This window comes from Ligaoa zhengdingensis, from assembly GCF_014384885.1.
Classification (GTDB): Bacteria; Bacillota; Clostridia; order Oscillospirales; family Ruminococcaceae; genus Ligaoa; species Ligaoa zhengdingensis.
Window position 1 is genome coordinate 13416 of sequence record NZ_JACRST010000005.1, and the last position, 22364, is coordinate 35779.

Annotated in this window: 26 protein-coding genes and 2 pseudogenes; 24 read left to right on the forward strand and 4 right to left on the reverse strand. The window is 48.4% G+C overall.

Annotated features, from left to right (window positions below):
• Positions 1–14: 14 nt before the first annotated feature.
• The gene (locus H8711_RS05140) at positions 15–368 is read left to right on the forward strand and encodes a TnpV protein (protein ID WP_003509375.1); all 354 of its coding nucleotides are present in this window, start codon (positions 15–17) and stop codon (positions 366–368) included.
• Between the two features lie 72 nt (positions 369–440).
• Here H8711_RS05140 and H8711_RS05145 read toward each other — a convergent pair whose 3' ends face one another.
• Together H8711_RS05145 and H8711_RS05150 are read right to left on the reverse strand one after the other, a co-directional pair.
• The gene (locus H8711_RS05145) at positions 441–2165 is read right to left on the reverse strand and encodes an ABC transporter ATP-binding protein (protein WP_003500071.1); all 1725 of its coding nucleotides are present in this window, start codon (positions 2163–2165) and stop codon (positions 441–443) included.
• Positions 2158–3927, reverse strand: a complete 1770-nt coding sequence (locus H8711_RS05150; RefSeq protein WP_249282465.1) for an ABC transporter ATP-binding protein — start codon at positions 3925–3927, stop codon at positions 2158–2160. The genes H8711_RS05145 and H8711_RS05150 overlap by 8 nt, the downstream gene beginning before the upstream one ends.
• Positions 3928–4053: 126 nt before the next feature.
• Here H8711_RS05150 and H8711_RS05155 point away from each other — a divergent pair, with 126 nt between their 5' ends.
• From H8711_RS05155 to mobQ, 10 genes are all read left to right on the forward strand, one after another.
• Positions 4054–4671 (forward strand): TetR/AcrR family transcriptional regulator, encoded by a 618-nt coding sequence (locus H8711_RS05155; RefSeq protein ID WP_154467955.1) that lies wholly within the window; start codon positions 4054–4056, stop codon positions 4669–4671.
• A gap of 136 nt (positions 4672–4807) precedes the next feature.
• On the forward strand, positions 4808–5395 hold the full coding sequence (locus H8711_RS05160) for an MptD family putative ECF transporter S component (RefSeq protein ID WP_003500067.1): 588 nt from the start codon (positions 4808–4810) through the stop codon (positions 5393–5395).
• Between the two features lie 44 nt (positions 5396–5439).
• Positions 5440–6126 (forward strand): energy-coupling factor transporter transmembrane component T, encoded by a 687-nt coding sequence (locus tag H8711_RS05165; RefSeq protein WP_249282466.1) that lies wholly within the window; start codon positions 5440–5442, stop codon positions 6124–6126.
• 12 nt (positions 6127–6138) lie between these two features.
• The gene (locus tag H8711_RS05170) at positions 6139–7641 is read left to right on the forward strand and encodes an ABC transporter ATP-binding protein (protein ID WP_009296686.1); all 1503 of its coding nucleotides are present in this window, start codon (positions 6139–6141) and stop codon (positions 7639–7641) included.
• Positions 7631–8014, forward strand: coding sequence for a metal-dependent transcriptional regulator (locus H8711_RS05175; protein ID WP_003509367.1), 384 nt, complete (start codon positions 7631–7633; stop codon positions 8012–8014). Before H8711_RS05170 ends, H8711_RS05175 begins: the two co-directional genes overlap by 11 nt.
• 476 nt (positions 8015–8490) lie before the next feature.
• Positions 8491–8904, forward strand: a complete 414-nt coding sequence (locus H8711_RS05180) for an RNA polymerase sigma factor (RefSeq protein WP_154467954.1) — start codon at positions 8491–8493, stop codon at positions 8902–8904.
• 103 nt (positions 8905–9007) lie between these two features.
• Complete coding sequence (locus tag H8711_RS05185) at positions 9008–9460, forward strand: RNA polymerase subunit sigma-24 (protein ID WP_249282467.1); 453 nt, start codon at positions 9008–9010, stop codon at positions 9458–9460.
• Between the two features lie 10 nt (positions 9461–9470).
• Positions 9471–9932, forward strand: coding sequence for an RNA polymerase sigma factor (locus H8711_RS05190; protein WP_009296689.1), 462 nt, complete (start codon positions 9471–9473; stop codon positions 9930–9932).
• Between the two features lie 28 nt (positions 9933–9960).
• Positions 9961–10251, forward strand: coding sequence for a DUF3847 domain-containing protein (locus H8711_RS05195; protein WP_003509359.1), 291 nt, complete (start codon positions 9961–9963; stop codon positions 10249–10251).
• 187 nt (positions 10252–10438) lie between these two features.
• A complete protein-coding gene (mobQ, locus tag H8711_RS05200) occupies positions 10439–11884 on the forward strand; it encodes a MobQ family relaxase (RefSeq protein WP_003509358.1) in 1446 nt (481 codons plus the stop codon).
• A 106-nt stretch (positions 11885–11990) separates the two neighbouring features.
• On the opposite strand, the gene H8711_RS05205 is transcribed toward mobQ, so the two are convergent.
• Both H8711_RS05205 and H8711_RS05210 read right to left on the reverse strand, forming a co-directional pair.
• Complete coding sequence (locus H8711_RS05205; RefSeq protein WP_003509355.1) at positions 11991–12281, reverse strand: type II toxin-antitoxin system YafQ family toxin; 291 nt, start codon at positions 12279–12281, stop codon at positions 11991–11993.
• Entirely contained in the window at positions 12278–12556 is a 279-nt protein-coding gene (locus H8711_RS05210; protein ID WP_003509354.1) for a type II toxin-antitoxin system RelB/DinJ family antitoxin, read from the reverse strand. The genes H8711_RS05205 and H8711_RS05210 overlap by 4 nt, the downstream gene beginning before the upstream one ends.
• A gap of 106 nt (positions 12557–12662) precedes the next feature.
• On the opposite strand from H8711_RS05210, the gene H8711_RS05215 reads away from it, so the two are divergent.
• The 13 genes and pseudogenes from H8711_RS05215 to H8711_RS05275 all read left to right on the forward strand — a co-directional run bounded on the left by H8711_RS05215 (position 12663) and on the right by H8711_RS05275 (position 22011).
• Positions 12663–12839 (forward strand): hypothetical protein, encoded by a 177-nt coding sequence (locus tag H8711_RS05215; RefSeq protein WP_009296691.1) that lies wholly within the window; start codon positions 12663–12665, stop codon positions 12837–12839.
• The gene (locus H8711_RS05220) at positions 12820–13218 is read left to right on the forward strand and encodes a cysteine-rich VLP domain-containing protein (protein ID WP_009296692.1); all 399 of its coding nucleotides are present in this window, start codon (positions 12820–12822) and stop codon (positions 13216–13218) included. The genes H8711_RS05215 and H8711_RS05220 overlap by 20 nt, the downstream gene beginning before the upstream one ends.
• A 114-nt stretch (positions 13219–13332) precedes the next feature.
• Positions 13333–14085, forward strand: a complete 753-nt coding sequence (locus tag H8711_RS05225) for a phage replisome organizer N-terminal domain-containing protein (protein ID WP_055654269.1) — start codon at positions 13333–13335, stop codon at positions 14083–14085.
• Entirely contained in the window at positions 14082–14945 is an 864-nt protein-coding gene (locus H8711_RS05230) for an ATP-binding protein (protein WP_003509350.1), read from the forward strand. The genes H8711_RS05225 and H8711_RS05230 overlap by 4 nt, the downstream gene beginning before the upstream one ends.
• 43 nt (positions 14946–14988) lie before the next feature.
• Positions 14989–15180 carry a transposon-encoded TnpW family protein gene (locus tag H8711_RS05235; RefSeq protein WP_044911006.1) on the forward strand — a complete coding sequence of 64 codons (192 nt, stop codon included), beginning with the start codon at positions 14989–14991 and terminating at the stop codon, positions 15178–15180.
• Between the two features lie 78 nt (positions 15181–15258).
• Positions 15259–15624 (forward strand): hypothetical protein, encoded by a 366-nt coding sequence (locus H8711_RS05240; protein ID WP_003509348.1) that lies wholly within the window; start codon positions 15259–15261, stop codon positions 15622–15624.
• A gap of 86 nt (positions 15625–15710) precedes the next feature.
• Positions 15711–16535, forward strand: a pseudogene (locus tag H8711_RS05245) (VirD4-like conjugal transfer protein, CD1115 family); the annotation flags it as partial.
• Between the two features lie 219 nt (positions 16536–16754).
• Positions 16755–16883 (forward strand): annotated as a pseudogene (locus H8711_RS05250) (Maff2 family protein); the annotation flags it as partial.
• Positions 16884–17730: 847 nt separating this feature from the next.
• Entirely contained in the window at positions 17731–19650 is a 1920-nt protein-coding gene (gene tet(32) / locus H8711_RS05255; RefSeq protein ID WP_002602099.1) for a tetracycline resistance ribosomal protection protein Tet(32), read from the forward strand.
• An 81-nt stretch (positions 19651–19731) separates the two neighbouring features.
• Positions 19732–20076 carry a helix-turn-helix domain-containing protein gene (locus H8711_RS05260; RefSeq protein WP_002602098.1) on the forward strand — a complete coding sequence of 115 codons (345 nt, stop codon included), beginning with the start codon at positions 19732–19734 and terminating at the stop codon, positions 20074–20076.
• Positions 20077–20399: 323 nt separating this feature from the next.
• Positions 20400–21167 carry a class I SAM-dependent methyltransferase gene (locus tag H8711_RS05265; RefSeq protein WP_002602097.1) on the forward strand — a complete coding sequence of 256 codons (768 nt, stop codon included), beginning with the start codon at positions 20400–20402 and terminating at the stop codon, positions 21165–21167.
• Between the two features lie 204 nt (positions 21168–21371).
• Complete coding sequence (locus tag H8711_RS05270; protein WP_002602096.1) at positions 21372–21818, forward strand: RNA polymerase sigma factor; 447 nt, start codon at positions 21372–21374, stop codon at positions 21816–21818.
• On the forward strand, positions 21808–22011 hold the full coding sequence (locus tag H8711_RS05275) for a helix-turn-helix domain-containing protein (RefSeq protein WP_002602095.1): 204 nt from the start codon (positions 21808–21810) through the stop codon (positions 22009–22011). Before H8711_RS05270 ends, H8711_RS05275 begins: the two co-directional genes overlap by 11 nt.
• Positions 22012–22364 lie beyond the last annotated feature (353 nt).

The window sequence follows — 22364 nt, forward strand, 5'->3', positions numbered from 1 at the left end:
AAAGGAGGACAAACATGAACGAATTGACTTACACCCGCTGCGGGGATTACTACATCCCCGACCTGGAGTTGTCCGAGCAGCCGGAGGCCCCCATCGGCAAGTATGGCCGTATGCGGCAACGCTACCTGAAGGAACACCGGCCCGGCCTTTACAGCAGCTTGATTTTGAGCGAAAAGCTGTACCCGCACCTGTTGGAGATTGACCGGGCGGCGCGGGAGCGGATGGACGCCATGCTGCCCCGGATGATGGAGGCGGCGGGCGTCACCGAGGAACTGAAAGCCCGTGACCCCATGCGCTGGGTGGGGCTGATGAACACGCTGAAAGCGCAGGCGGAGGAAATCGTTTTTCAGGAATTGATCTACGGGTAAGTATAGTATAAAAGAGGCCGGAATTTGCCGCCACAGGGCGATAAATCCCGGCCTTTATATCATGCTATGTAATTAAAGCTGCCATCCAGCGGATGCGAGTTTGAGGTTTAGGAAATTTCTATAAATTCCCTCTTGTGAAATCAAAGACTGGTGAGTTCCCTGTTGAGCAATTCTACCCTGATCTATTACAATGATTTGATCTGCGTTTTCCACTGTACTCAAACGATGGGCAATCGAAATTAAGGTTTTATTTTTCGTCAGTTCTGAAATCGCAGATAAAAGTGCCTGCTCATTTTCCGGATCAACGCTGGAAGTGGCCTCATCCAAAATAATAATAGGTGCATCTTTAAGAATCGCTCTGGCAATAGAAATTCGTTGCTTCTCTCCGCCGGAAAGTGTAGAGCCTCCCTCGCCGATGATTGTATTGTACCCATCTGGCAACGCTGAAATAAAATCATGGCAGCAAGCACGTTTTGCGGCAGCTTCTACTTCCTCGTGGGTAGCATCAGGCTTTCCAAATTTGATGTTGTTTTCAATAGAATCGTGGAAAAGATATACATTCTGAAAGACCATGCTGATATGCTCCAAAATACTATCCGCAGTATAGTTTTTTACATCCTTTCCGCCAATTCGTACAGCGCCATCCTGCACATCCCAAAACCGGGCAATTAAATTACACAAAGTTGTTTTTCCACTTCCAGATGGGCCAACAATAGCACAGGTAGTATGTTCTGGAATGTTCAGAGAGATGTCATGGATGACCTGCCGCTTGTCATAGCCAAATGATACATGATCCAGTGTTATATCGTAGTGGGAAGTTTCTAATTTGTCTGTGCTGGTGTCCATTTGAGGTATATTGGTGACTTCTTCTAACCGATCCAGTTCTGTGTTGATTTTCTTGCTCAAAAAGGCGCTGTTTCCCATTGTTTCTAAGTCAGAGTACACAGTAAATGCGCAAAACAGGAAAGTCAAGCAGTAGGGCAAACTTATTTTTCCAGCCATAAAAAGCAAACCCGCCGCAGCAATCAGTACACAGCTCATGAGCTTATAGACCAGAATATAAAAACGGAGAACCCCGGCCGTAGCCTTTTCCTGCCCATAATCTGCATCCCACTTTTTTTGAAATGCGCTGCGTACTTCTCGTTGTCCTTCCTCACCTTTGGAGAAAGACCGTAGAACAGAAATCCCTCGGATATATTCCATTGTTTTGCTCACCAGGTTTTCCTGTGCTTCTTGATAAATAGGAGCATATTGCGCGGCTCTACTGCGGACCCAACGAAGAACAAGTAAACCTAATAATAGTCCAATCAAACTTAAAATGGCAATGATAGGGTTGAAAAAGAACATCATAATTGACATGAGAGCTGCCATAGCAACACCGCTTGTCATCTGCTCGATTGCAAGCATGGAGTAACCCTCTAAATCAGCAATCGTCGTAGTAAGTATTGTCTGAATAGTTCCTAAATTTTGCTCTGAAAAGTAGCCCATAGGAGCCTGTTTCAATTTTTCTCCTATTTCCAGACGATAATCACGGAAAATATCATATCCCGTTCCACTCATGGTACGGTCATACATCCATTGGAAGAAAAAGCGTCCGATAACACTTCCTAATACAACACCAAAGGCTTGTAGAATAATAGTAGGTGTAAGATTTTCTAAATGTAATAAAATCCAAAAAACACCGAACATCATAAAACCATTGAAAAAGGATTTGAGAATATTAAATGTGATGCCAACGATGATTTTCTGTCGGCTTCTACCCGCAATCTTAAAAATCCGGCGTATCATTTCAAGCATGGTTTTCCACTCCTCCTTTCAAGTCTGCTTCTTCTATGGTTCCGGCATAATCTTGCCACATCTTTTGATAGATGGGGCATTCCCGGAGAAGTTCTTCTTGTGTCCCACGGCCTGCAATATTTCCGTTTGCCACAACCAGAATTTGATCGGCATTGCGAATCGTATTCAAACGGTGCGCTACAACAATCAATGTCTTTCCGACCACTAATTTGCTGATTGCCTGTTGAATTAGCGCCTCATTTTCTGGATCAGCATAGGCAGTGGCCTCGTCTAAAATGACTACGGATGACGGTTTTAGCATGGCCCTCGCAATCGTAATACGTTGGCGCTCCCCGCCAGAAAGTCGGTCTCCGGCATCACCGGCCAGTGTGTCATATCCCTGCTCTAACTGCATAATAAAGTCATGACAGTTAGCAGCTTTTGCGGCATCTTCTACTTCTTCATCTGTTGCTGCCGGATTACCCATGCGGATATTTTCCCGAATGGATTTGTCGAATAGGAAATTGTCTTGTGCCACATAACTGATTTCACCCATCAACTGCTCAAAAGGGATTTGACGAATATCCTGGCCGCCGAAACGCACAGAGCCAGAAGTCACATCCCAAAAACCAGCCATCAGTTTTGCAATCGTGGATTTACCAGAACCGGAAGGCCCAACAATAGCCGTCATAGTGCCGGGTCTGGTTTGAAAAGAAATACCGTGGAGAACTTCGGTTTCTTTATAGCCGAAATGTACGTCCTCAAATTGGTAAGTACGTTCTCCCAAAGATACAGGTTCAGAGGGTCGGACAAGTTCCGGGGTTTTTAGGAAAGCGGTTACTTGCTCCAAATTACCTTTTATCATGCTGACTTGCTCCATCGCCTCGGACACTTTCATCAATGGAGCAACGAACCCCAGCGGAACTACTAAAGATATTAAAAATACGGGAAGTGAAAGCGTTCCTTCCATGTAAAGCCATGCGCCTACTGGCAATGTACCCAAAAGAGTAGAAGGCAGGACGGCTCGTGCCGCTGCATTCCAAAACCAGCATTGACTCCACCACTCCATTGTAGAATCGTGAAAATAGTTGACAGACTTTGAGTATTTTCCATAAGAGGATGCAGAACGGTTAAACGCTTTAATGACTTGAATGCCGCTGACATATTCTACTAAGGAGCTGTTCATATCATTGGCAGAGCGCATATAGTTTTCCATTCGAGGGCCATAACCGCGCATCATAGCAGCGAAAAAGAGAATACCCAGTGGAATTGTGATTAGGGATGCAAGCCCCATGCGCCAGTCCAGAATGAAAATCAGGAGAATACTGCACAACGGCGCTGCAATATTCGATGGCAGCTCTGGCATAAAATGAGCCATAGAATCCTCTAACTTTGCAACATTATCTACAATTAGGTTTTTGAAAGTTCCCGTAGGCGTTTCCAGCATAACGCCCATTGGGACTTTTGCCATCCGATCTGTAATTGCTTCACGGATATTTTTCAAAATTGTGAAGGAAATTTTGTGGGACATGAGAGAAGATCGCCATGTGAGAAGCATTTTTATAAGCTGACATATGGCGGCTATTCCACTAAAGAACAAAACACGCTGTATGGTGGCTGTACCGCGGTAGAGTTCATCCGCCAACAGCGCCACCATTAGGAATGGTACGATACCAAACATTTCCCCTAACACAGCAAGAAGAATGGAAATACGCATTTTGCTGTTTCTCTCGCCCACAAAAGCAAAGAGTTGGCGGATTGCACCCGGTTCTTTATTTGGCATAAGAAAGCCTCCTTTCGAGCAACTGAAAATACAAGGAGGGTATTGCATTTTCGATGGCATCGTGATATAATCTGAATTACGGTGTAATATTACAGTGTAATTCAAGTATAGGATGGAGGGATGGAAATGTCAAGGGATTTTCAGCAGACCCATGAAAATCTTTTGGCCTGTGCAAAAAAGCATTTTCTGGAAAATGGTTTTGAACGTGCCAGTATCCGTGAAATCTGTAAGGCCGCCCATGTGACAAACGGGGCATTTTACAATCATTTCGAGGACAAAGAGGCTTTGTTCGGCGCACTTGTCGAACCAGTGGTTCAGGCGGTATCTGAGATGTATTCCGATTCTGTCATCAAGCATTTTGAATTAGCTCGGACGGATGAATTAAAGCAACTCTGGAAACTGTCGGAGGACACGATCCGCCAGATTATCGAATACATTTATGAACATTTTGATGTATTCAAACTGCTGCTGATGCAGTCTGCGGGGACAAAATATGCTTCTTTTCTGGATGATGTGGTGCGTTCCGATATTCGGGAGACACAAAAGCTAATTGCGGAACTGAAGGAACGCGGAGTTCCCGTACATGATTTGGAGGATGACGAGTGGCATATGCTTGTTCATTCTTACTATTCATCTATCGCAGAAATTGTCTTGCACAATTATCCGAAAGATGCCGCGATAAAATATGCTCATACATTGGCCGCTTTTTTCAGTTCCGGGTGGCAAACTGTTTTGGGGATTTGATCCCCAAAATTTTTGATTGGCAGTTAGCGTAATCTAACTAACTGTGATAAAGGAAGGTGGTTTAATCTCTCATATTTAAAATGATTCTTGCTTCTTAATGTATCAATCGAAATTATATTGAAAGGACTTTTTGAAAATGGAAAACACAAATAAACTTACAGGCAAAGATCTTATCAATGTTGGTATTTATTCTGCAATGACTCTCGTCATTTTCTTTGTCGTTGGACTATTAACTGCGTTACCAGTAGTATATCCATTCCTTTTTGTGATTTGGCCGATTGTATGCGGTATCCCTATGATGCTGTATTACACAAAAATCAAGAAATTTGGAATGCTTACCATTACCGGCATCATTGGCGGTATCTTCTTCTATTTAATCGGCTATGGCTGGATCGGCCTGCTCGGCTGGGTGCTCGGCGGCATTCTAAGCGATGTTGTGCTCAAAATCGGCGGCTATCAGAAATTCAAAGTCACTGTTCTGAGCTATGCCTGCTTTTGCCTCGGTATCATGGGTTGCCCCGCCAATCTCTGGTTTGCCGGTGAAGCGTATTGGGAAAACATCCACACCTCCATGGGTGATCAGTACGCAAACACCTTGCAATCCCTGATGCCCTCCTGGATGATGTATTTGGGTTTTGCGCTGCTGTTTGTGGGCGGTATTCTGGGCGCGCTTCTGGGCCATAAAATGCTGAAAAAACACTTTGAGAGAGCGGGCATTGTGTAATGGAGCAGCTTCAAGCGGTTGTTGAAAACAGAACAGGCTTTTGCTTGGACCCACGAACCAAGCTGTTGCTGATGGCCGTTGTCGCTACCGCAGAATTTCTATATAGCCACACCGCCTTTATGATCGCGGTGGCGATGATTCCCTTTGTCCTGTTGCTGACTAACCGGCAGTATAAGACGGCAACGGTGTTCTTCTGCCTGTTCGCAGCGGGGCTGTTTGTGCAGGCTATCCAGAACTCCGTCCAGTTTCCCATGATCGTCAATATGCTGGTAGTCCTGTTGGTGGGACTGGTTCTGCGGCTGTTTCCGGCTTTTGTGATGGGAGCCTATATTATCAAGTCCACCACGGCCAGCGAGTGCATTACCGCACTTGGCCGGATGCACATTGGGCGGCAGATCACCATTCCGCTCTCCGTCCTGTTTCGTTTTATCCCTACCATGCAGGAGGAGTCGGCGGCCATCAAGGATGCCATGCGGATGCGGGAGGTCCAGTTCGGGACAAAGAAGTTCTGGCAAAATCCCGCCGCCCTGATTGAATACCGTTTTATTCCCCTGATGATCTCGGTGGTCAAAATCGGGGATGATCTCTCTGCGGCAGCCTTGACCCGCGGCCTGGATACCCCGGTCCGGCGCACCAATATCACAAAGGTCGGGTTTACCGGCTGGGATCTGCTGGCGGTGCTGATTGCCGGAACTGCACTGCTCTCTACATACTTTTTCAGCCCGTGGTAAGGAGGTGATACTGTGATTGAATTGAAAGATGTTTCCTTTACCTATGAGAGTGGGGAAACCGAGAACAACCTAAGCCATATCAATCTGGCAATTCAGGACGGTGAAACTATCCTGCTCTGTGGAGAGTCTGGCTGTGGCAAGACAACACTAACCCGGCTGATCAACGGTTTGATCCCACATTACTACGGTGGGAAACTGACCGGGCAAGTCCTCTTAGATGGGAAAGAGCTAAAAGACTATCCCCTTTATCAAATCGGACAGCGGGTGGGGTCTGTATTCCAAAACCCAAGAACACAATTCTACAATGTAGATACCACCAGTGAGATTGTTTTTGGGTGTGAAAACATGGCCCTGCCAGTCCCGGAGATGCGGAAGCGTCTGGAGGAGACTGCCCACAGCCTCAAGCTGGAAAAACTGCTGAACCGGAGCTTGTTTGCCCTATCCGGCGGGGAAAAACAGAAAATCGCCTGCGCCTCTGCCGACGCAATCCACCCGGACATCTTTGTACTGGACGAGCCATCCTCCAACCTGGATATTTCCACCATTGAAGATTTAATTGGCGTAATCCGGCACTGGCGGTCCGAGAAAAAGACTGTGATCGTCGCGGAACACCGGCTTTATTATCTCGTTCCCTACGCAGATCGGATTATCTACATGAAACATGGAGAGATCAGTAAGGAATTTACAAGGCAGCAATTTCAATTACTGTCTCCCGAAACTTTACAGGGAATGGGGCTACGCGCCCTTGATCCATTCAACCTTCCACCGGAGGCCAAACCAAAAGCGAAACCGCCGACTTTACATATCAAGGAATTTCGGTTTTCTTATGATAAACACGGCCCTCTTATTGTGGACATTCCTGATTTGACGCTACCACAAGGAGAAATCATTGGAATTATTGGGAATAACGGCGCGGGAAAATCCACATTTGCTCGTTGCCTGTGTGGATTGGACAAACGGGCTTTGGGTGAGTTAGAACTTAATGGACATTCTTATCGTGCAAAGCAGCGGTGCCACATATCTTACATGGTTATGCAAGATGTAAACCACCAACTGTTTACCGAGGATGTGTTGGATGAATTGCTTCTTAGTATGGACGGTGAGGACGAAAAAGAAAATACAGAATGGGCAAACCAGATTTTATCCAGCCTTGATTTAGCAGCCAAAATCAAACTGCATCCCATGTCTTTATCTGGCGGGGAAAAGCAACGGGTAGCGATTGGAAGTGCTATCGCCTCAAACAAGGAAATCCTTGTTTTTGACGAACCGACCAGTGGCTTAGACTATTTCCATATGGTAGAGGTGTCTGATAATTTGAACCGCTTAAAAGACATGGGAAAAAGCCTATTCCTGATTACCCATGATCCTGAATTGATTTATAAGTGTTGTACTTATCTTCTGTTTATTCAAGAGAATAAGGTGCTATGGCATCGGCCAATGGATGATGAAGCAATCAAACTCTTACGGGCATTTTTCTCACATGAAAAAGGAGCAAATATAATCAATGCGTCTTAGCAAAACGCTTCATGCGTCCGGGGAGGACTACCTGGAAATCATCCTTGTTCTCCAAAAGAAACTCGGTATGGTACGCTCCGTAGATGTGGCCCGGCACATGGAGGTGTCAAAGCCCAGCGTGTGCCATGCAGTGGCTACCTTGCGGGATGGCGGCTTTCTCACAATGGACGAAGATCACTTTCTCCATTTGACCGATGTGGGCCGCGAGGTGGCTGAAAGAATCTATGAACGCCACTGTTTCTTTACCGAGCAGCTTATCGCCGCAGGCGTTGACCCCAAAACTGCGGAGGCCGACGCCTGCCGGATTGAACACATTATCAGCGATGAGAGTTTTGACCGGCTGAAAGAGTCAGCCGCACAAAAGCAAGAATAAACCGAATAAGCCAAGCGATCCTGCCCCGCAAGACGGGGAAAGAAAAAAACCGTTGCAGGGCAGGCAGCTTCGTGCGCCCATAATGGATTTTCAAGGACTGCGGCGGTTTTGAGTAACATCAAGGCCGCCGTTTCTTATGCCCTCGACAAAGGAGTGACGACTACACGCTGACACGGCGGCTTTAGGAGGGAACCGCCATGAAGCACATTGACCGCCGACAAATTCAGACGATATTTCACTACCGTCAAAAAAAGCCCAGTCAACGAACAGGCCCCGTCTGGTAGCCGGTGCGAAAATTGTCATTCTGTAAGTGAATATTGGAGTTTTTGCGCTCGAATAGCTTTCTGCTGTCCGGGCGTTTTTTCATACCTGTGGGGCCGTAACATCAGGCCAGCATGGCCCGAACCCTGGCCCCAGTGCCGTTCTCCGCCGCCCCATTCAGATTTACCAAAAAAATCTGAATGGAGGAAAGGCAGATGGAAGTTACCATCAATAATAACGGACAAGCTGTGGCCGTGGAGGTTACGCTGGAAGTCTATGAATTTCTTGACCGGGCCGATCACAAAACGGAGAACCTGTTCCATGAACAGCGGCGGCATTGGGATGGCCGGGAGTTTGACGAGTACATCATTACCACCGAGGGTGTAGGAGCCTACGGCGAAACGCCGGAAGAATACCTTTGCCGCATGGAAACGCTGCATGAGCTGATGGCTGTTCTGGACACCTGTACCGAGGCCCAGCGCCGCCGGTTCCTGCTCTATGCGCTTGACGGACTGAGCCTTGCGGAGATCGGTGTACTGTGCAGCTGCTCCAAAGTGGCTGTGTATCAAAGTGTGGAGGCGGTCAGAAAAAAATTTATAAATTTCTTTGAGAACAGGCTTAACGAATGACCTGTTTTCTGGCTACCAAGTGAAAGGGATCATTTCCCTTATCTCAGCGAGGGGCGGACAGCGGACGAGCTGTCCGCCTCTCCGATTTTCAGGAGGTAAGCCTATGAAAACAATCAATCTGCGGTGGATGTATCCCCACTACCGGCATGACGAGTTTGTGGATGTTACGGACGAGGTATGGGCAGCGATGTATCAGGCCAAGCGGGAGATGGAGAACTATGAGCGTCGGAAAGTCTACCACCGCGCCTACTACTCTCTGGACGCATACAGCTGGCTGGAAAATTACGCACTGGAACACAGCAAATCGCCGGAAGATATTTTGCTGGAACGAGAAGAAATGACCACCCGCCTATACCTGATTGCAGTTCTGCCGGTGGCTCTGGCTCATGCCACTCCGACACAGGCCCGCCGTGTTCACGCCTATTACATTGCTGGTATCAAGCAGCCGGAAATCTCTCGGATAGAGGGCGTCCACAGCAGCAAGGTTAGCGTTGCCATCCGCCGGGGTCTGCGGAATATGCGCCGCTGCTATGATGGCCTTTTCCAAACAGAGTGAGGGCATGCCTATGCAGACCATCAATCTCAAACAATATTATCCATTTTGCAAAGAGGACATTTTTGTGGAGGTGTCCGATGAGATCGTCGAAGCGTTTCTTCTGGACAAGAGAGCCGAGGCCGCCAGAGATCGCAAGATGTTCCGGTATAAGGCGTTTTATTCCCTCGATTGTAACGATGGAATCGAAAATGCCGCCATCGGCTGGGCGCAGCCATCGCCGGAGGACTACCTGATAGAAAAAGAAGAATTAGCCGAATACGAAGAACTGATACGGCGATTGTATGAAGCCATTTCCTCCCTGCCGCCTATGCAGGCTCGCCGTGTTCACGCCCGCTATATGCTGGGTATGAAAGTGAAAGATATTGCCGCAATGGAGGGTATCACGCCATCACAGGCGGGAAAATCCATCCATGCCGCACTGCGGAGACTGCGCCGGTACTTTGCTCGACAGAAATGGACGGTCAATCTATGAGCGTTTCCAAAGAAAAGAGGTGCATGACATGAACGAAAAAAATACAGCCCACCCCCAAAAAGAAGAACGGGAGAAAGTCCTGAAGGAGATTCGGCAGCTTGAAAACCGAAAGAAGATTTTGGAGAACAAGCAGCGGAACGAAGAACGCAGGGTTCGTACCCGCCGCCTGATTGAGCGTGGAGCCGTTTTGGAGGGGATTTTCCCGTTGGCTCCCGACCTTTCCGGCGCGGAGGTCAAAACATTTCTGATTGCCCTGTCCCATCTTCCGGGGGCTGCGGAATTGACTGCAAACCTGCCAAAATCCGGGGACACGCCATAAGTCCCTTGTTTACAAGGGCGCACTTATACACCGTTGCCGGTGTCGTGCGCCCTGCCGGGGGCTGTTGCGTACTTCGTCCGCGATGGGGCGCTACACTCCCCAAACCCCTTGTGCGCCCCGCGCAGCCAGACACCCGCTTCGCGTTTGTTCGGCTCCACGGAGCCTGAAATATCCCCGCCGAAAGGAGGTGCCACCCATAGATTTTTGCCATATTCCCGTCAGTATCATCAAGCGCAGCGAGGGCCGTTCCGCTGTTGCCGCAGCCGCCTACCGAAGCGGAACAAAACTGACGAATGAATGGGACGGCCTGACCCATGATTACACCCGGAAGGGCGGCGTTGTCCATGCGGAAATCATGCTGCCCGCACACGCCCCGCCAGAGTTTGCAGACCGCTCCACCCTCTGGAACAGTGTGGAGCAGATCGAGAAAGCCAGGGACAGCCAGCTTGCCCGCGAGATCGAGGCGGCTTTGCCCCGCGAACTGTCCAGGGAACAGCAGCTTGCCCTTGTCCGGGCCTATGTGAAGGACAACTTTGTGGACAAGGGGATGTGCGCTGATTTTGCCATCCATGACAAGGGAACCGGCAACCCCCATGTCCATATCATGCTGACCGTCCGGCCCTTAAAAGAAAACGGCGCATGGGGCGCGAAGTGCCGCAAGGCATACGACCTGGACGAAAACGGCCAGCGCATCCCGGACGAGAGAGGCGGCTGGAAGAACCACCGGGAGGACACCACCGACTGGAACGACAAAGGGAATGTGGAGATTTGGCGAGCAGCATGGGCGGCTTATACCAACCGGGCATTGGAGGCAGCCGGTCAGCCTGCCCTGGTAGACCACCGCAGCTACAAGCGACAGGGCATTGATAAAATCCCCTCTGTCCACCTGGGGCCAGCGGCCAGCCAGATGGAGAAGCGCGGTATCCGCACCGACAAGGGAGAAGTAAACCGACAGATCGCCGCCGACAACAAGCTGCTCAAGGAAATCAAGGCCCGCATTACCCGCCTTTACAACTGGTCTAAGGCAGAAGCCGAAAAGCCGGAGGGCCAGCAGCCCAGCATGATTGACTTGTGGGAGGCCCAGCAGCAGCTCAAGCAGCCTGACACCCGCACCGGCAAAATCCGAGCTTTGCAGGAGAGCGCCGCCCTGTTCAGCTTTTTGCAGGCAAACGGCATCCAGTCCATGCAGCAGCTCCATGAAAAAATAGCAGATATGAACACCCGCTACTATGACCTGCGGGGAAAAATCGTTAAGGCCGAGCGCCGGATCGCTGTCCTCACCGAGCGCGGGGAGATGTGGGCGCAGTACAACAAGTACAAGACTGTCCATAAGCAGTTTGCCAAGGTGAAGCCGGAGAAGCGGGAACTGTTCGAGCAGCGCCACAGCCGAGAACTGATCCTCTATGACGCGGCGGCCCGGTATCTGAAAGAACTGAAAGCCAGCGGCGAGGAAATCACCCCGAAGGAATGGCGGCGTGAGATCGACCTGTTGACCGCCCAGAAACAGGTGGACAGCATCGACATGAAAGCTATGCGGGAGGAGCTAAAAGCTGTGGAACGGCTCCGCAAGGCCGCCGACCAACTGGCCCGGCAGGAACGGGACAAGCCCCGCGACCGGGGGCCGGAGCGGTAAAGGGTACGGCGCTTTGCCGACCCCTTTCAGGTGCGTCGCGTTTCACGACACCCTTTTGCACACAGAAAAACCGCCGTACAGGTTTCCCCATACGGCGGCAGATGGTTTATTTGCCGAACAAGTCGCTGTGCGACCCGGTGCGGGCAAGCGTCAGCACCAGCACATCATCCTCGATACGGTAAATGAGCAGCCAGTCCGGGAGAATGTGACATTCCCGATGGCCCACCCAATCGCCGGACAAATCGTGATCGCGGTTTTTATCCGGCAGCGGTTCGCCCATCGACAGCAGCGCCACGACCTGTTCCAGCAATTCGATTTTCAGGCCGCGCTTGATTGCCCGCTTGTAGTCCTTTTTGAAAGCGGTCGTGTACTTGACGGTGTACTTTGTTTTCCTCATTTTTTCAGGTCGGCAAACAACTCGTCAAGGTCATTGTATCCCTTTACAGACGGGTCTTTTGCAATCCTTTCCGCTTCCAGCATGGCAGCAATCGTTTCCTTGTTGGGCTGTTCCAGCTTCACCTCAAAGGGAATGCCGCCCTCACGAAGCGACTGGCGCACGAAGATGTTGAACGCCGTGGATAAATTCATGCCGAGTTCCGCAAACAGGGCGTCGGCCTGTGCCTTCAAATCCGCGTCCATGCGGATGCTGATGTTTGTGGTATTTCCAGCCATATCATCAACCCCTTTCTGCTGGTACTTTTAGTATATGCCATTTGCACGAAGAAAACAATACTTTGCACGAATATTTAACAGTAAATTCATTGAAGGAGGTCACTGTATGAAGCAAATTATTTTGCCCGTCACTATCCACCTGAATATCCGCCTGCCCCTTGCCCTCTTGCAGCCGGAATCGGCAGACGCGCCCACCGGCCCGGAGCCGGAGGCCCATGCCTGCCAGGGCTGCGGCAACTGCGGCGGGTGTGGGAAGTGCCAGCATGAAAAAAAGCAAGCCTGAACCCGTCCCCGTCATGGACTACCGCCAGTACCGCAGAGCGCGGCGGCTGGTACATGAGTGCTGCAACTATGACGGCGGCCACTGTATCGCGCTGGATGATGGGGAGGAATGTGTCTGCGTCCAGTCCATTTCCTACTCCCTGTTGTGCCGGTGGTTCCGGGCGGCGGTGCTGCCGCTGGACAGAGAACTGGAAACGGCCCTGTTCCACCGCCTGGACGCCAAACGGTGCGCCGTCTGCGGGGCGCTGTTCACCCCCGGCTCCAACCGGGCCAAATACTGCCCGGAATGTGCCGGACGCATGAAGCGTATCAAGGCCGCCCAGCGCAAGCGGAAACAAAGGGCGAAATGTCACGCTTTAGGGGCTGAAAACCCCTTGTAAATCAAGGCTTTTTTCGAGGGTGTCGCTGGGGGCCTGATAGATTTATCCTCTGGCCCCCAAAACGGCCCTCTAAAGGCATACAGACCCCTGAAATAAACCCCAAGGAGGAAGCCTATGTCAGACAATCGAAAATATTACTACCTCAAGCTGAAAGAAAACTTCTACAACAGCGAAACGATGGTTATTTTGGAGAGTATGCAGGATGGCCTGCTGTACTCCAATCTGCTGCTGAAAATGTACCTCATGTCACTCAAAAGCGGCGGTATCCTCATGCTCAATGACCATCTGCCCCACACGCCCCAGACCATCGCCACCTTTACCCGCCATCAGGTGGGGACGGTGGAACGGGCCTTGAAGGTGTTCCTTGAATTTGGCCTTGTGGAGATTTTGACCGATGGGGCCTACTACATGGCCGACATCCAACTGCTGATCGGCCAATCCTCTACCGAGGGGGAACGGAAAAAGAAAGAGCGTATGCGATTGAAGCGTCAAAAACTGCTCCCATCCGGCGGGGCGGACATTTGTCCACCATATAGCCAGGGGGACATTTGTCCACCAGAGATTAGAGATAAGAGATTAGATATTAGAGATAAGAGTATAGAGAATAGAGAGAGTGAGAGCGCCCGCGCCTATGGCCGTTACCAGAATGTTTTCCTGACGGACGAGGAACTGGCAGACTTGCAGGCCAGCTTTCCCACCGTATGGGGCCAGTACATCGAAAAGCTGTCCGAGTACATGGCTTCTACCGGCAAGCGGTATCAGAGCCATGCCGCCACCATCCGGCGCTGGGCCGGTGAGGACGCGAAGAAAGCAGCCCCGCCCATCCGCAACCGTTATTACAGCGTAAAGGAGGATGAAACCGTATGATGGAGATTACCGCAGAAATCCGGGCGCTGATCGACAAGGCAGCCGCCGGTATGGAACTGGCCGGGGACGAGTACATAGACCCGGCAGACGGCCTCATTCACTGTAAAAAGTGCGGCGGCCAGAGGCAGACCGTTGTGCCATGCTTTGGGAAACCCGGCTACTTCATGCCCCGCTGTATCTGCCAGTGTCAGCGGGAGGCCGAGGAACAGCGCAAGGCCGCCGAGGAACGGCAGCGCCGCATGGAGCGCATCAATCGCCGGAAGGCCCAGGGCCTGCAAGACCGCTATCTGTACGACTACACCTTTGCCAACGACAACGGCCAAAATCCTCTGATGGACAAGGCCCGCGCCTACGTGGAAAACTGGAAGGAGGCATACAGGAACAACACCGGCCTGCTTCTGTTTGGGGATGTGGGAACTGGCAAGTCCTTTTTCGCCGGTTGTATCGCCAACGCCCTGCTTGACCGGGATGTGCCGGTGCTGATGACGAACTTTCCCACCATCCTGAACCGTCTGACGGGAATGTTTTCCGAGGACAGGGCCGACTTTATCGCCAGCTTTGACGAGTACGACCTGCTTATCATTGACGATTTGGGTGTGGAGCGCAGTACCGAGTATGCGATGGAGCAGATGTTTTTCGTCATTGACAGCCGCTACCGCAGCCGCAGGCCCATGATCATCACCACCAACCTGAAGCTGGCCGAACTCAAAAACCCGCCTGACCTGGCCCACGCTCGTATCTATGACCGTATCCTGGAACGGTGCGCCCCGATCCTCTTTGCCGGGAAAAACTTCCGGGAGGAAAACGCCGGGGCCACCAAGCAGGCGGCGAAAGACATTGTAAACCGTAAGCATGAGTAATTTTGTGCCGGACGGCACAGCCCCGCCCGGAGAAAGGAGCGCCATGAGCGAAGAAACCCGTACCATGCAGACCGCAGACACCACCACTACCAGAGCGCCGGAGGACGCCCCCGCGCTGGTAAAGAAAATCGGCAAGACCACCTACAAGGTGCGCGTCCATTTCAGCCAGACCAGCACTGAAACCATGAGCGACAAAATCAAGCGTATGCTCAAAAACGAGATACAGCAGATGTGACCGGCTGATAAAGCCAGCCGCCTTGTGTTAAACTGATGATGGTACACGCCAAAACTTTTAGCCAAGGAGGACATGAAAATGCTGTACGAAGAAACGGAAAAGAAAGAGATTGAGAGGGTTTACGCGGTGTTTGCCGACTACATCCGGGAAAGCCCCTATCTGGAATGGCTCTGGTCTGATAAGCTGGGCTATCTGCTGCTGAAAATCAGCACAAAAAAGCGGTATGTCGAGGAAGAAATACTCGTTGACACCGCCGACCAGCTTGCCGAAGTGCTGTTTTCCGAGGTGTCGATGGATGTGTTGCAGATGACCGGCAACGATCACACTGAACAGACCGCCGACCCTCTGGAACTGGCCGAGATAAAGCGGCGCTGGAACCCCTTCCTTGAACGGCTGCCGGAATACCAGACCGTTTGCGAAAAAATCCTTGCCGGGGAAAAGTAACCCCACCCGCCTGAGTGTCAGGAGCATGAAAGTGCTTCTGGCACTTTTTTGTGGCTTTTTTGTGAATTTGATTAAAAAGTCCTTGACAACTCGTTTCGGGAAAAACAGCCAAGTCGATTTTGATTTCCTGCGGCGCTCGCCTTGCCGTGTTCGACATTGCAGAGTTGCGTGAGGTCACGGCTTATGATGAGCTGGAGCTGGATACTCTGGGAGACAGGAAAACTGCCCTGTTCCTCATCATGAGTGACACTGATGACAGCTTTAATTTCCTTATATCCATGTGTTATACCCAGCTGTTTAACCTGCTCTGCGAAAAGGCCGACGATGTGTACGACGGCAGACTGCCGGTTCATGTGCGCTGTCTGATCGACGAGTGCGCCAACATTGGCCAGATACCCAAGTTGGAAAAGCTGGTGGCCACCATCCGAAGCCGTGAGATCTCCGCCTGTCTGGTGTTGCAGGCGCAGAGTCAGCTCAAGGCGATTTATAAGGATAACGCAGATACCATTATCGGAAACATGGATACTTCCATCTTTCTGGGCGGTAAGGAGCCGACCACTCTCAAGGAGCTGGCCGCCGTGCTGGGTAAGGAAACCATCGACACCTACAACACCGGAGAGAGCCGTGGGAGGGAAACATCCCATTCACTCAACTATCAAAAATTGGGGAAAGAGCTGATGAGCCAGGATGAGCTTGCTGTTATGGATGGCGGCAAGTGTATCCTCCAGCTGCGCGGTGTGCGTCCTTTCCTTTCGGATAAGTACGACATCACCAAGCACCCCAATTTCAAGTACACTGCCGACGCGGATGACAAGAACGCTTTTGATATTGAAGCATTCTTGTCCGCAAGGCTGAAACTCAAGCCCAATGAGGTCTGCGATGTATATGAAGTAGACACAAAGGGCGCTTAATTTCGTTCCGCTTTAGAAGGGAGTGATCTTATCTATTCGCCGCATCTGCCCTCTATGGGCCATTGGCGTACAAAGCGGACAATCGCGAGAAAAAATAATGAAAAAGGAGGACAGCCGGAATCATGCCCCCGGAAACCGGGCGGCAGATTGTTCCGGCTTTTGTATGCCTATGAAACATGACAAACCTATTTTTTAATCAGATTCCGGCTAACAAACTATATGGCATTTTTTGAACAGGCAATCACCGTTCTTCAGACCCTCGTTATCGCGCTCGGTGCCGGTCTCGGTATCTGGGGCGTTATCAACCTGCTGGAAGGTTACGGCAACGACAACCCCGGCGCCAATGCTCATGTACGGTAAGGAAGCAAGCAACCGAAAACAAGAGATAGACCGCCAGCACTACACTATTCCGAACCAAAGACCAAAAGATAAGCATTGTGGGAAAATCTAAACTTTTGGATTTTCCTACAATGCCGACTACGGCGGAATCCTTCCCACTCCTTATATCTTTATTTCCGTATACATTGAATTTGTATTTAGTAAATGCTATAATGTCCCTATTCAAATTATAAATGTGTTGAATTAGTTACATGTACATATTTTTTGTGCCGCATAAATACCCTGTTGAGGTTGTCGTTCTTTGTCCAGATGTGGAAACAATAAAAGGAAGGGAACGATACAGGGAGAAAACAGGCTATTCCGGCTTTACGGTTGAAACCTTATACGATACATTTATGCAGACAACACCACGGATCGGCTTTTGGCTGGACAATTCCAACCAAACACCACAGCAGACAGCAGAAACCATTCTGAACGCCAGAAAGTCGGTATGATTGTTACATATAAGGGGAAGAAAAATTTCTTTTAGGTACTTTCTTTCCTAAAACTAATGTGATATAATAGCATCATTCCAAAAAAGGAGTAAAAAATATGCGGCAAGGTATTCTTAAATAAAACTATAATCAAATAGTGGGAACAAAGGATTATGATAGTCCCTTTTGTGGGGGCTTGGTTTTTTGTACCCAATTTAAGAATACTTTTGCCTTATCAATTTTGACATATCCGAAAAACAGCAATCACAAACAGGTGTATGCTGTATATGTGTATGTCCGCAAATTATAATCCCCAGTGGTAAAAGTATTTTACTGCTGGGGATTTTTATGCCCTTTTGGGGCTGTAAAAGGAGGACAATCACATGAAAATAATCAATATTGGAATTCTCGCCCATGTAGACGCAGGAAAAACAACATTGACGGAAAGCCTGCTGTACACCAGTGGAGCGATTGCGGAACAAGGAAACGTGGATAAAGGAACTACAAGAACAGACACTATGATTTTGGAACGGCAGCGCGGAATTACCATTCAGACAGCGGTTACTTCTTTTTGCTGGAATGATTATAAAATCAATATCGTGGACACTCCCGGTCATATGGATTTTTTAACCGAAGCATACCGCTCTTTATCTGTCCTTGACGGAGCTGTTTTAGTCATTTCGGCAAAAGACGGCGTACAGGCACAAACCCGTATATTATTCCATGCGCTTCAGAAAATGGACATTCCGACAATTATCTTTATAAATAAGATAGACCAAAATGGGATCGACCTGCGGCGTGTTTACCAAAGCATTAAAGATAAACTTACCAGTGATATGATTGTCATGCAGGAGGTTTCCCTGTCGCCAAAGATAACCATGACCGATATTTCTGATTTGGACAAATGGGATATGATTATTTCCGGAAGCGATGAACTATTAGAACGATATGTTGCAGAGGATTCTTTGGATATACAGGAATTACAATATGAAAAGTGCAAAAGAACCAGATGCTGCTCTTTGTTTCCTGTTTATCATGGGAGTGCAAAAGACAATTTAGGAACAGAAAAACTGATTGAAGCGATTACAGAAACTTTCATTACAGAAACAGACGATATTCAGTCTGAATTATGTGGATATGTTTTTAAGGTTGAGTATACAGAGCGGAAAAAACGGCTTTCTTATTTACGCCTGTATCATGGGACGCTCCATTTACGGGATACCCTGCTGCTGTCAAAAAAGGAAAAAATAAAGATTACAGAAATGTGTATTCCGTCAAATGGTGAAATCGTCCCGGTTGACCATGCCTGTCCGGGAGAAATTGTTATTTTAGCTGATGATACTTTGAAACTGAACGACATTCTGGGAAATGAAAAACTCCTGCCTCACAAAACACGGATTGATAATCCCATGCCATTACTTCGGACAACGGTAGAGCCGCAAAAGCCGGAGCAAAGGGAAGCCCTGTTAAATGCCCTCACAGAGATTGCTGATACAGACCCTCTTTTGCATTTTGACATTGATACTGTTACACATGAGATTATATTATCTTTTTTGGGAAAAGTACAGTTAGAAGTTATTTGTTCGCTATTAGAAGAAAAATATCATGTGGGCGTGGCTATGAAAGAGCCTTCGGTTATTTATCTGGAAAGACCGCAAAAAAAAGCGAGCTACACGATTCATATTGAAGTGCCGCCGAATCCGTTTTGGGCATCTATTGGTTTGACTGTAACACCGCTTCCTGTTGGAAGCGGAACACAATATAAAAGCGAGGTATCTCTCGGCTATTTAAACCAAAGTTTTCAAAATGCCGTCATGGAGGGTGTGCGTTATGGAATGGAGCAGGGCTTATATGGCTGGGGAGTGACAGACTGCCAAATTTGTTTTGATTATGGAGTTTATTACAGCCCGGTCAGCACCCCCGCTGATTTTCGTTTTCTTGCGCCTGTCGTGTTGGAGCAGGCATTGAAAAAAGCAGGAACACAACTGTTGGAACCATACCTTTCCTTTACCCTTTTTGCACCGCAGGAATATCTTTCACGGGCTTATAATGACGCACCAAAGTATTGCGCAATCATTGAATCAACCAGACTTGAAAAAGATGAAGTTATTTTTAAGGGGGAAATCCCTGCCCGTTGTATTGGTGAATATAGAAATGATTTGAATTTTTATACAAATGGAAGAAGTGTCTGCATTACAGAATTAAAAGGGTATCAGGAAACTTCCGGCGAGCCTGTGTTTCAGCCACGCCGCCCGAACAGCCGTTTAGACAAGATCCGGCATATGTTTCAGAAGATAATGTAACATCTTGCGCAATGCAAACGTTCATTGCTGGCTATTGCGAAATATCATTGATAAAATCAGCATCAGAGAGGAGGAACCATTTTGAACCAGAAACAGACGGATATTACAACAGGAAAGCAAATACGTCATCTGCGAACACAATCGGGAATGACACAGGAAGAACTGGCTGGGAAATTGAATGTTACCCGGCAGGCGCTATCGAATTGGGAGAGAGATGTTAATGAACCCGATTTAAATACGTTGAAAAAAATTTGTTTTCTTTTTGGAGTCCACATGGACGATTTTGCGAAGGAGGTAATAACAAAAATGGAAACATGTGAAAAAAAGAGAAACGACAATTTAATAAGTATGATATGGCAATTGGACTTTTTTATGGTGTCGGGATATTTCTTGGCATTGGTATTTTCTTTGTTGGCGGTTTTATGACAATGTCGGGTGCAGGGTGGGGAGCATCACTATTTGGCGGTGGCTGTTTTTCTCTTGTATTTGGCTTGATATGCCATGCAGTTATTACATTGAGAAGAAATGACAAATGATGACATATCCTGCTTTCTAGTCTTTTCGGTCATATCGCGTAAAAAAGCCGCTGCTTTTGGCTTTCCAATAGCGGCGGCAAAGGGAAATATCCTTTGAATACCTTACAGAAGAAAAGTTTTGCAGCATTATAAAAATAAAAGCCTATACCATTTTGGAAAGAAAAGATACATAATAGTCAAGACGGCAACAATCAGAAGTTATGGAGGGTAACAATGGAATATAGTAAGGAAGATTTAATGGAAGCAAAAAGGCAAATTTTGGGAGTGGGAGAGAACATGGGAACAGAGGAAAGCAAAAAGATCTGGGAGAAAAACGCACAATTTTGGGATGATGCAATGGGTGACGAATCCAATGAATTTCACAGAGAGGTAGTACGTCCCAAAGTAACGGAACTTCTCTCTCCTGATCCTTCGGATTACATTTTGGATATTGCGTGCGGCAATGGAAATTATTCTTCGTATCTTGCACAGAGAGGCGCTTCGGTCGTCGCTTTTGATTACAGCAAAAAAATGATAGAATTGGCTAAAAGACGGCGATCACAATATGCAAAACAAATTGAGTTTTGCGTAGCGGATGCGACCAATAGAGAAAGCTTATTAGGATTAAAAAGAAATCGAGCCTTTACGAAAGCAGTTTCTAATATGGCAATTATGGATATTACGGATATTGAACCGCTTTTTATGGCTGTTTATGAACTATTGGAGGAAAACGGGATTTTTGTCTTTGCAACGCAGCACCCTTGTTTTATCACATTGACTGAAAAATATATGACACCGCACAGTTACTATGATATAGCGATCGAAGGGCAGCCGGAGGAGCAGATTTATTATCATCGTTCCATACAAGATATTTTTAACCTTTGTTTCAGAGCTGGATTTGTCATTGATGGATTTTATGAAGAATGTTTCAAAAACAATAAAGAAATTCCTATGGTAATGATAGTAAGGCTTAAAAAGGTAAAACGTGATAGCTTAAAATAAATTCAAGTTTGCCGGATAAATAGCAAACCCGGCCGAGCCAGTCAACGGTCAAGATGAACGGGCTTCGCCCGCCGTTGACAGCCCCGCCCGGTTTTGCAGTTAGGCAGTCAAGGAGCGACAGCCTAAAGTGCTGCCGCCCCTTACTATCATAAAAAGCAACTACTAACCAGCCACAGCCCTTTTGGGAGGAAAGGGGGATTTTCCATGACCTGTACAGAAGAATATCGGGAACATATCGAGTACACTTTCCATGCCTTTTGCAAAGTCGTTATCCGAAATGCAACGATCAACGCAGCGAGGACACGGAGCAGGAAGCACAAAAGAGAAATATCCCTTGAATACCTCACAGACGAAAAGCACTACCCTTTAGGCACGACAGATGAATATTTCCAAGCCCCGGAGCCGGACGAGGAATACATACTTACCCTTTGCGGCGATACGGTCATTTTCAGCAGCGGTTTACTTGCGGAAGCCCTGTCACGGCTGGACGAACGGGAGCGGGAAATGATTTACCTGTCCTTTTTCAAGCGTATTCCACAGCACGAAATTGGCAGACAGTACGGGCGCAGCCGCAGCACAGCGGGCTACCATATCCGAAAAGCCCTACGGCAGCTCCAAGCGGAAATGGAGGGAATGGCATATGAGAAATAATAGGCTTCTCCCCTATGAAACAATCGTCCAAGCCGCCAGCGGGGAGCCGGAAGCGGTGGGAACTGTATTGCAGTATTACCGCCGCCGCATACAATGTGCCGCCCGTGTGAATGGACGGGTAGACCAAGATACAGAGGACTACATCACCCAGACGCTTCTCACAGCTATTTTCAAGTTCCGCTTTGGGAGATAGCCCTACCGCCTACAACTGAATAACCGCCGCTTCGCCGGCAACCAGAAAGCAGTAAATCTATTCAACAGATTTGCTGCTTTTTTTCGTTCCTGTTTGGCATTTTTGAAAATCCCCAGTATGAAAAAACAAAAGGGAAAATAGCCGCCGCAGTTGGCAAAATCCCTTACTTATCCGTAGAGGGTATCAAAGAAAAAAATACTGCCATTGTCCGCCTATTCCGGCTTGCGTGGTGTTGTAGGGAATAGAGGGGAAATTCTAAAAATCTCCGTCCATTTTGCTTTGCGTGGTGTTGTAGGTAGTGAAAGGAAAATTTTCAAGATAAGCCGGAATAGCGGGTAGCAAAGCCCTTTTGA

Bases quoted from the DNA above. Each gene is read 5' to 3' on its own strand.
- H8711_RS05205 (WP_003509355.1), bottom strand. From the start codon at position 12,281: ATGAGGAAAACAAAGTACACCGTCAAGTACACGACCGCTTTCAAAAAG.
- H8711_RS05145 (WP_003500071.1), bottom strand. From the start codon at position 2,165: ATGCTTGAAATGATACGCCGGATTTTTAAGATTGCGGGTAGAAGCCGA.
- H8711_RS05150 (WP_249282465.1), bottom strand. From the start codon at position 3,927: ATGCCAAATAAAGAACCGGGTGCAATCCGCCAACTCTTTGCTTTTGTG.
- H8711_RS05265 (WP_002602097.1), top strand. From the start codon at position 20,400: ATGGAATATAGTAAGGAAGATTTAATGGAAGCAAAAAGGCAAATTTTG.
- H8711_RS05240 (WP_003509348.1), top strand. From the start codon at position 15,259: ATGCTGTACGAAGAAACGGAAAAGAAAGAGATTGAGAGGGTTTACGCG.
- H8711_RS05195 (WP_003509359.1), top strand. From the start codon at position 9,961: ATGAACGAAAAAAATACAGCCCACCCCCAAAAAGAAGAACGGGAGAAA.
- H8711_RS05235 (WP_044911006.1), top strand. From the start codon at position 14,989: ATGAGCGAAGAAACCCGTACCATGCAGACCGCAGACACCACCACTACC.
- H8711_RS05190 (WP_009296689.1), top strand. From the start codon at position 9,471: ATGCAGACCATCAATCTCAAACAATATTATCCATTTTGCAAAGAGGAC.
- H8711_RS05270 (WP_002602096.1), top strand. From the start codon at position 21,372: ATGACCTGTACAGAAGAATATCGGGAACATATCGAGTACACTTTCCAT.
- H8711_RS05180 (WP_154467954.1), top strand. From the start codon at position 8,491: ATGGAAGTTACCATCAATAATAACGGACAAGCTGTGGCCGTGGAGGTT.
- H8711_RS05230 (WP_003509350.1), top strand. From the start codon at position 14,082: ATGATGGAGATTACCGCAGAAATCCGGGCGCTGATCGACAAGGCAGCC.
- H8711_RS05175 (WP_003509367.1), top strand. From the start codon at position 7,631: ATGCGTCTTAGCAAAACGCTTCATGCGTCCGGGGAGGACTACCTGGAA.
- H8711_RS05220 (WP_009296692.1), top strand. From the start codon at position 12,820: ATGAAAAAAAGCAAGCCTGAACCCGTCCCCGTCATGGACTACCGCCAG.
- H8711_RS05275 (WP_002602095.1), top strand. From the start codon at position 21,808: ATGAGAAATAATAGGCTTCTCCCCTATGAAACAATCGTCCAAGCCGCC.
- H8711_RS05140 (WP_003509375.1), top strand. From the start codon at position 15: ATGAACGAATTGACTTACACCCGCTGCGGGGATTACTACATCCCCGAC.
- H8711_RS05155 (WP_154467955.1), top strand. From the start codon at position 4,054: ATGTCAAGGGATTTTCAGCAGACCCATGAAAATCTTTTGGCCTGTGCA.
- H8711_RS05225 (WP_055654269.1), top strand. From the start codon at position 13,333: ATGTCAGACAATCGAAAATATTACTACCTCAAGCTGAAAGAAAACTTC.
- H8711_RS05210 (WP_003509354.1), bottom strand. From the start codon at position 12,556: ATGGCTGGAAATACCACAAACATCAGCATCCGCATGGACGCGGATTTG.
- H8711_RS05160 (WP_003500067.1), top strand. From the start codon at position 4,808: ATGGAAAACACAAATAAACTTACAGGCAAAGATCTTATCAATGTTGGT.
- H8711_RS05185 (WP_249282467.1), top strand. From the start codon at position 9,008: ATGAAAACAATCAATCTGCGGTGGATGTATCCCCACTACCGGCATGAC.
- H8711_RS05215 (WP_009296691.1), top strand. From the start codon at position 12,663: ATGAAGCAAATTATTTTGCCCGTCACTATCCACCTGAATATCCGCCTG.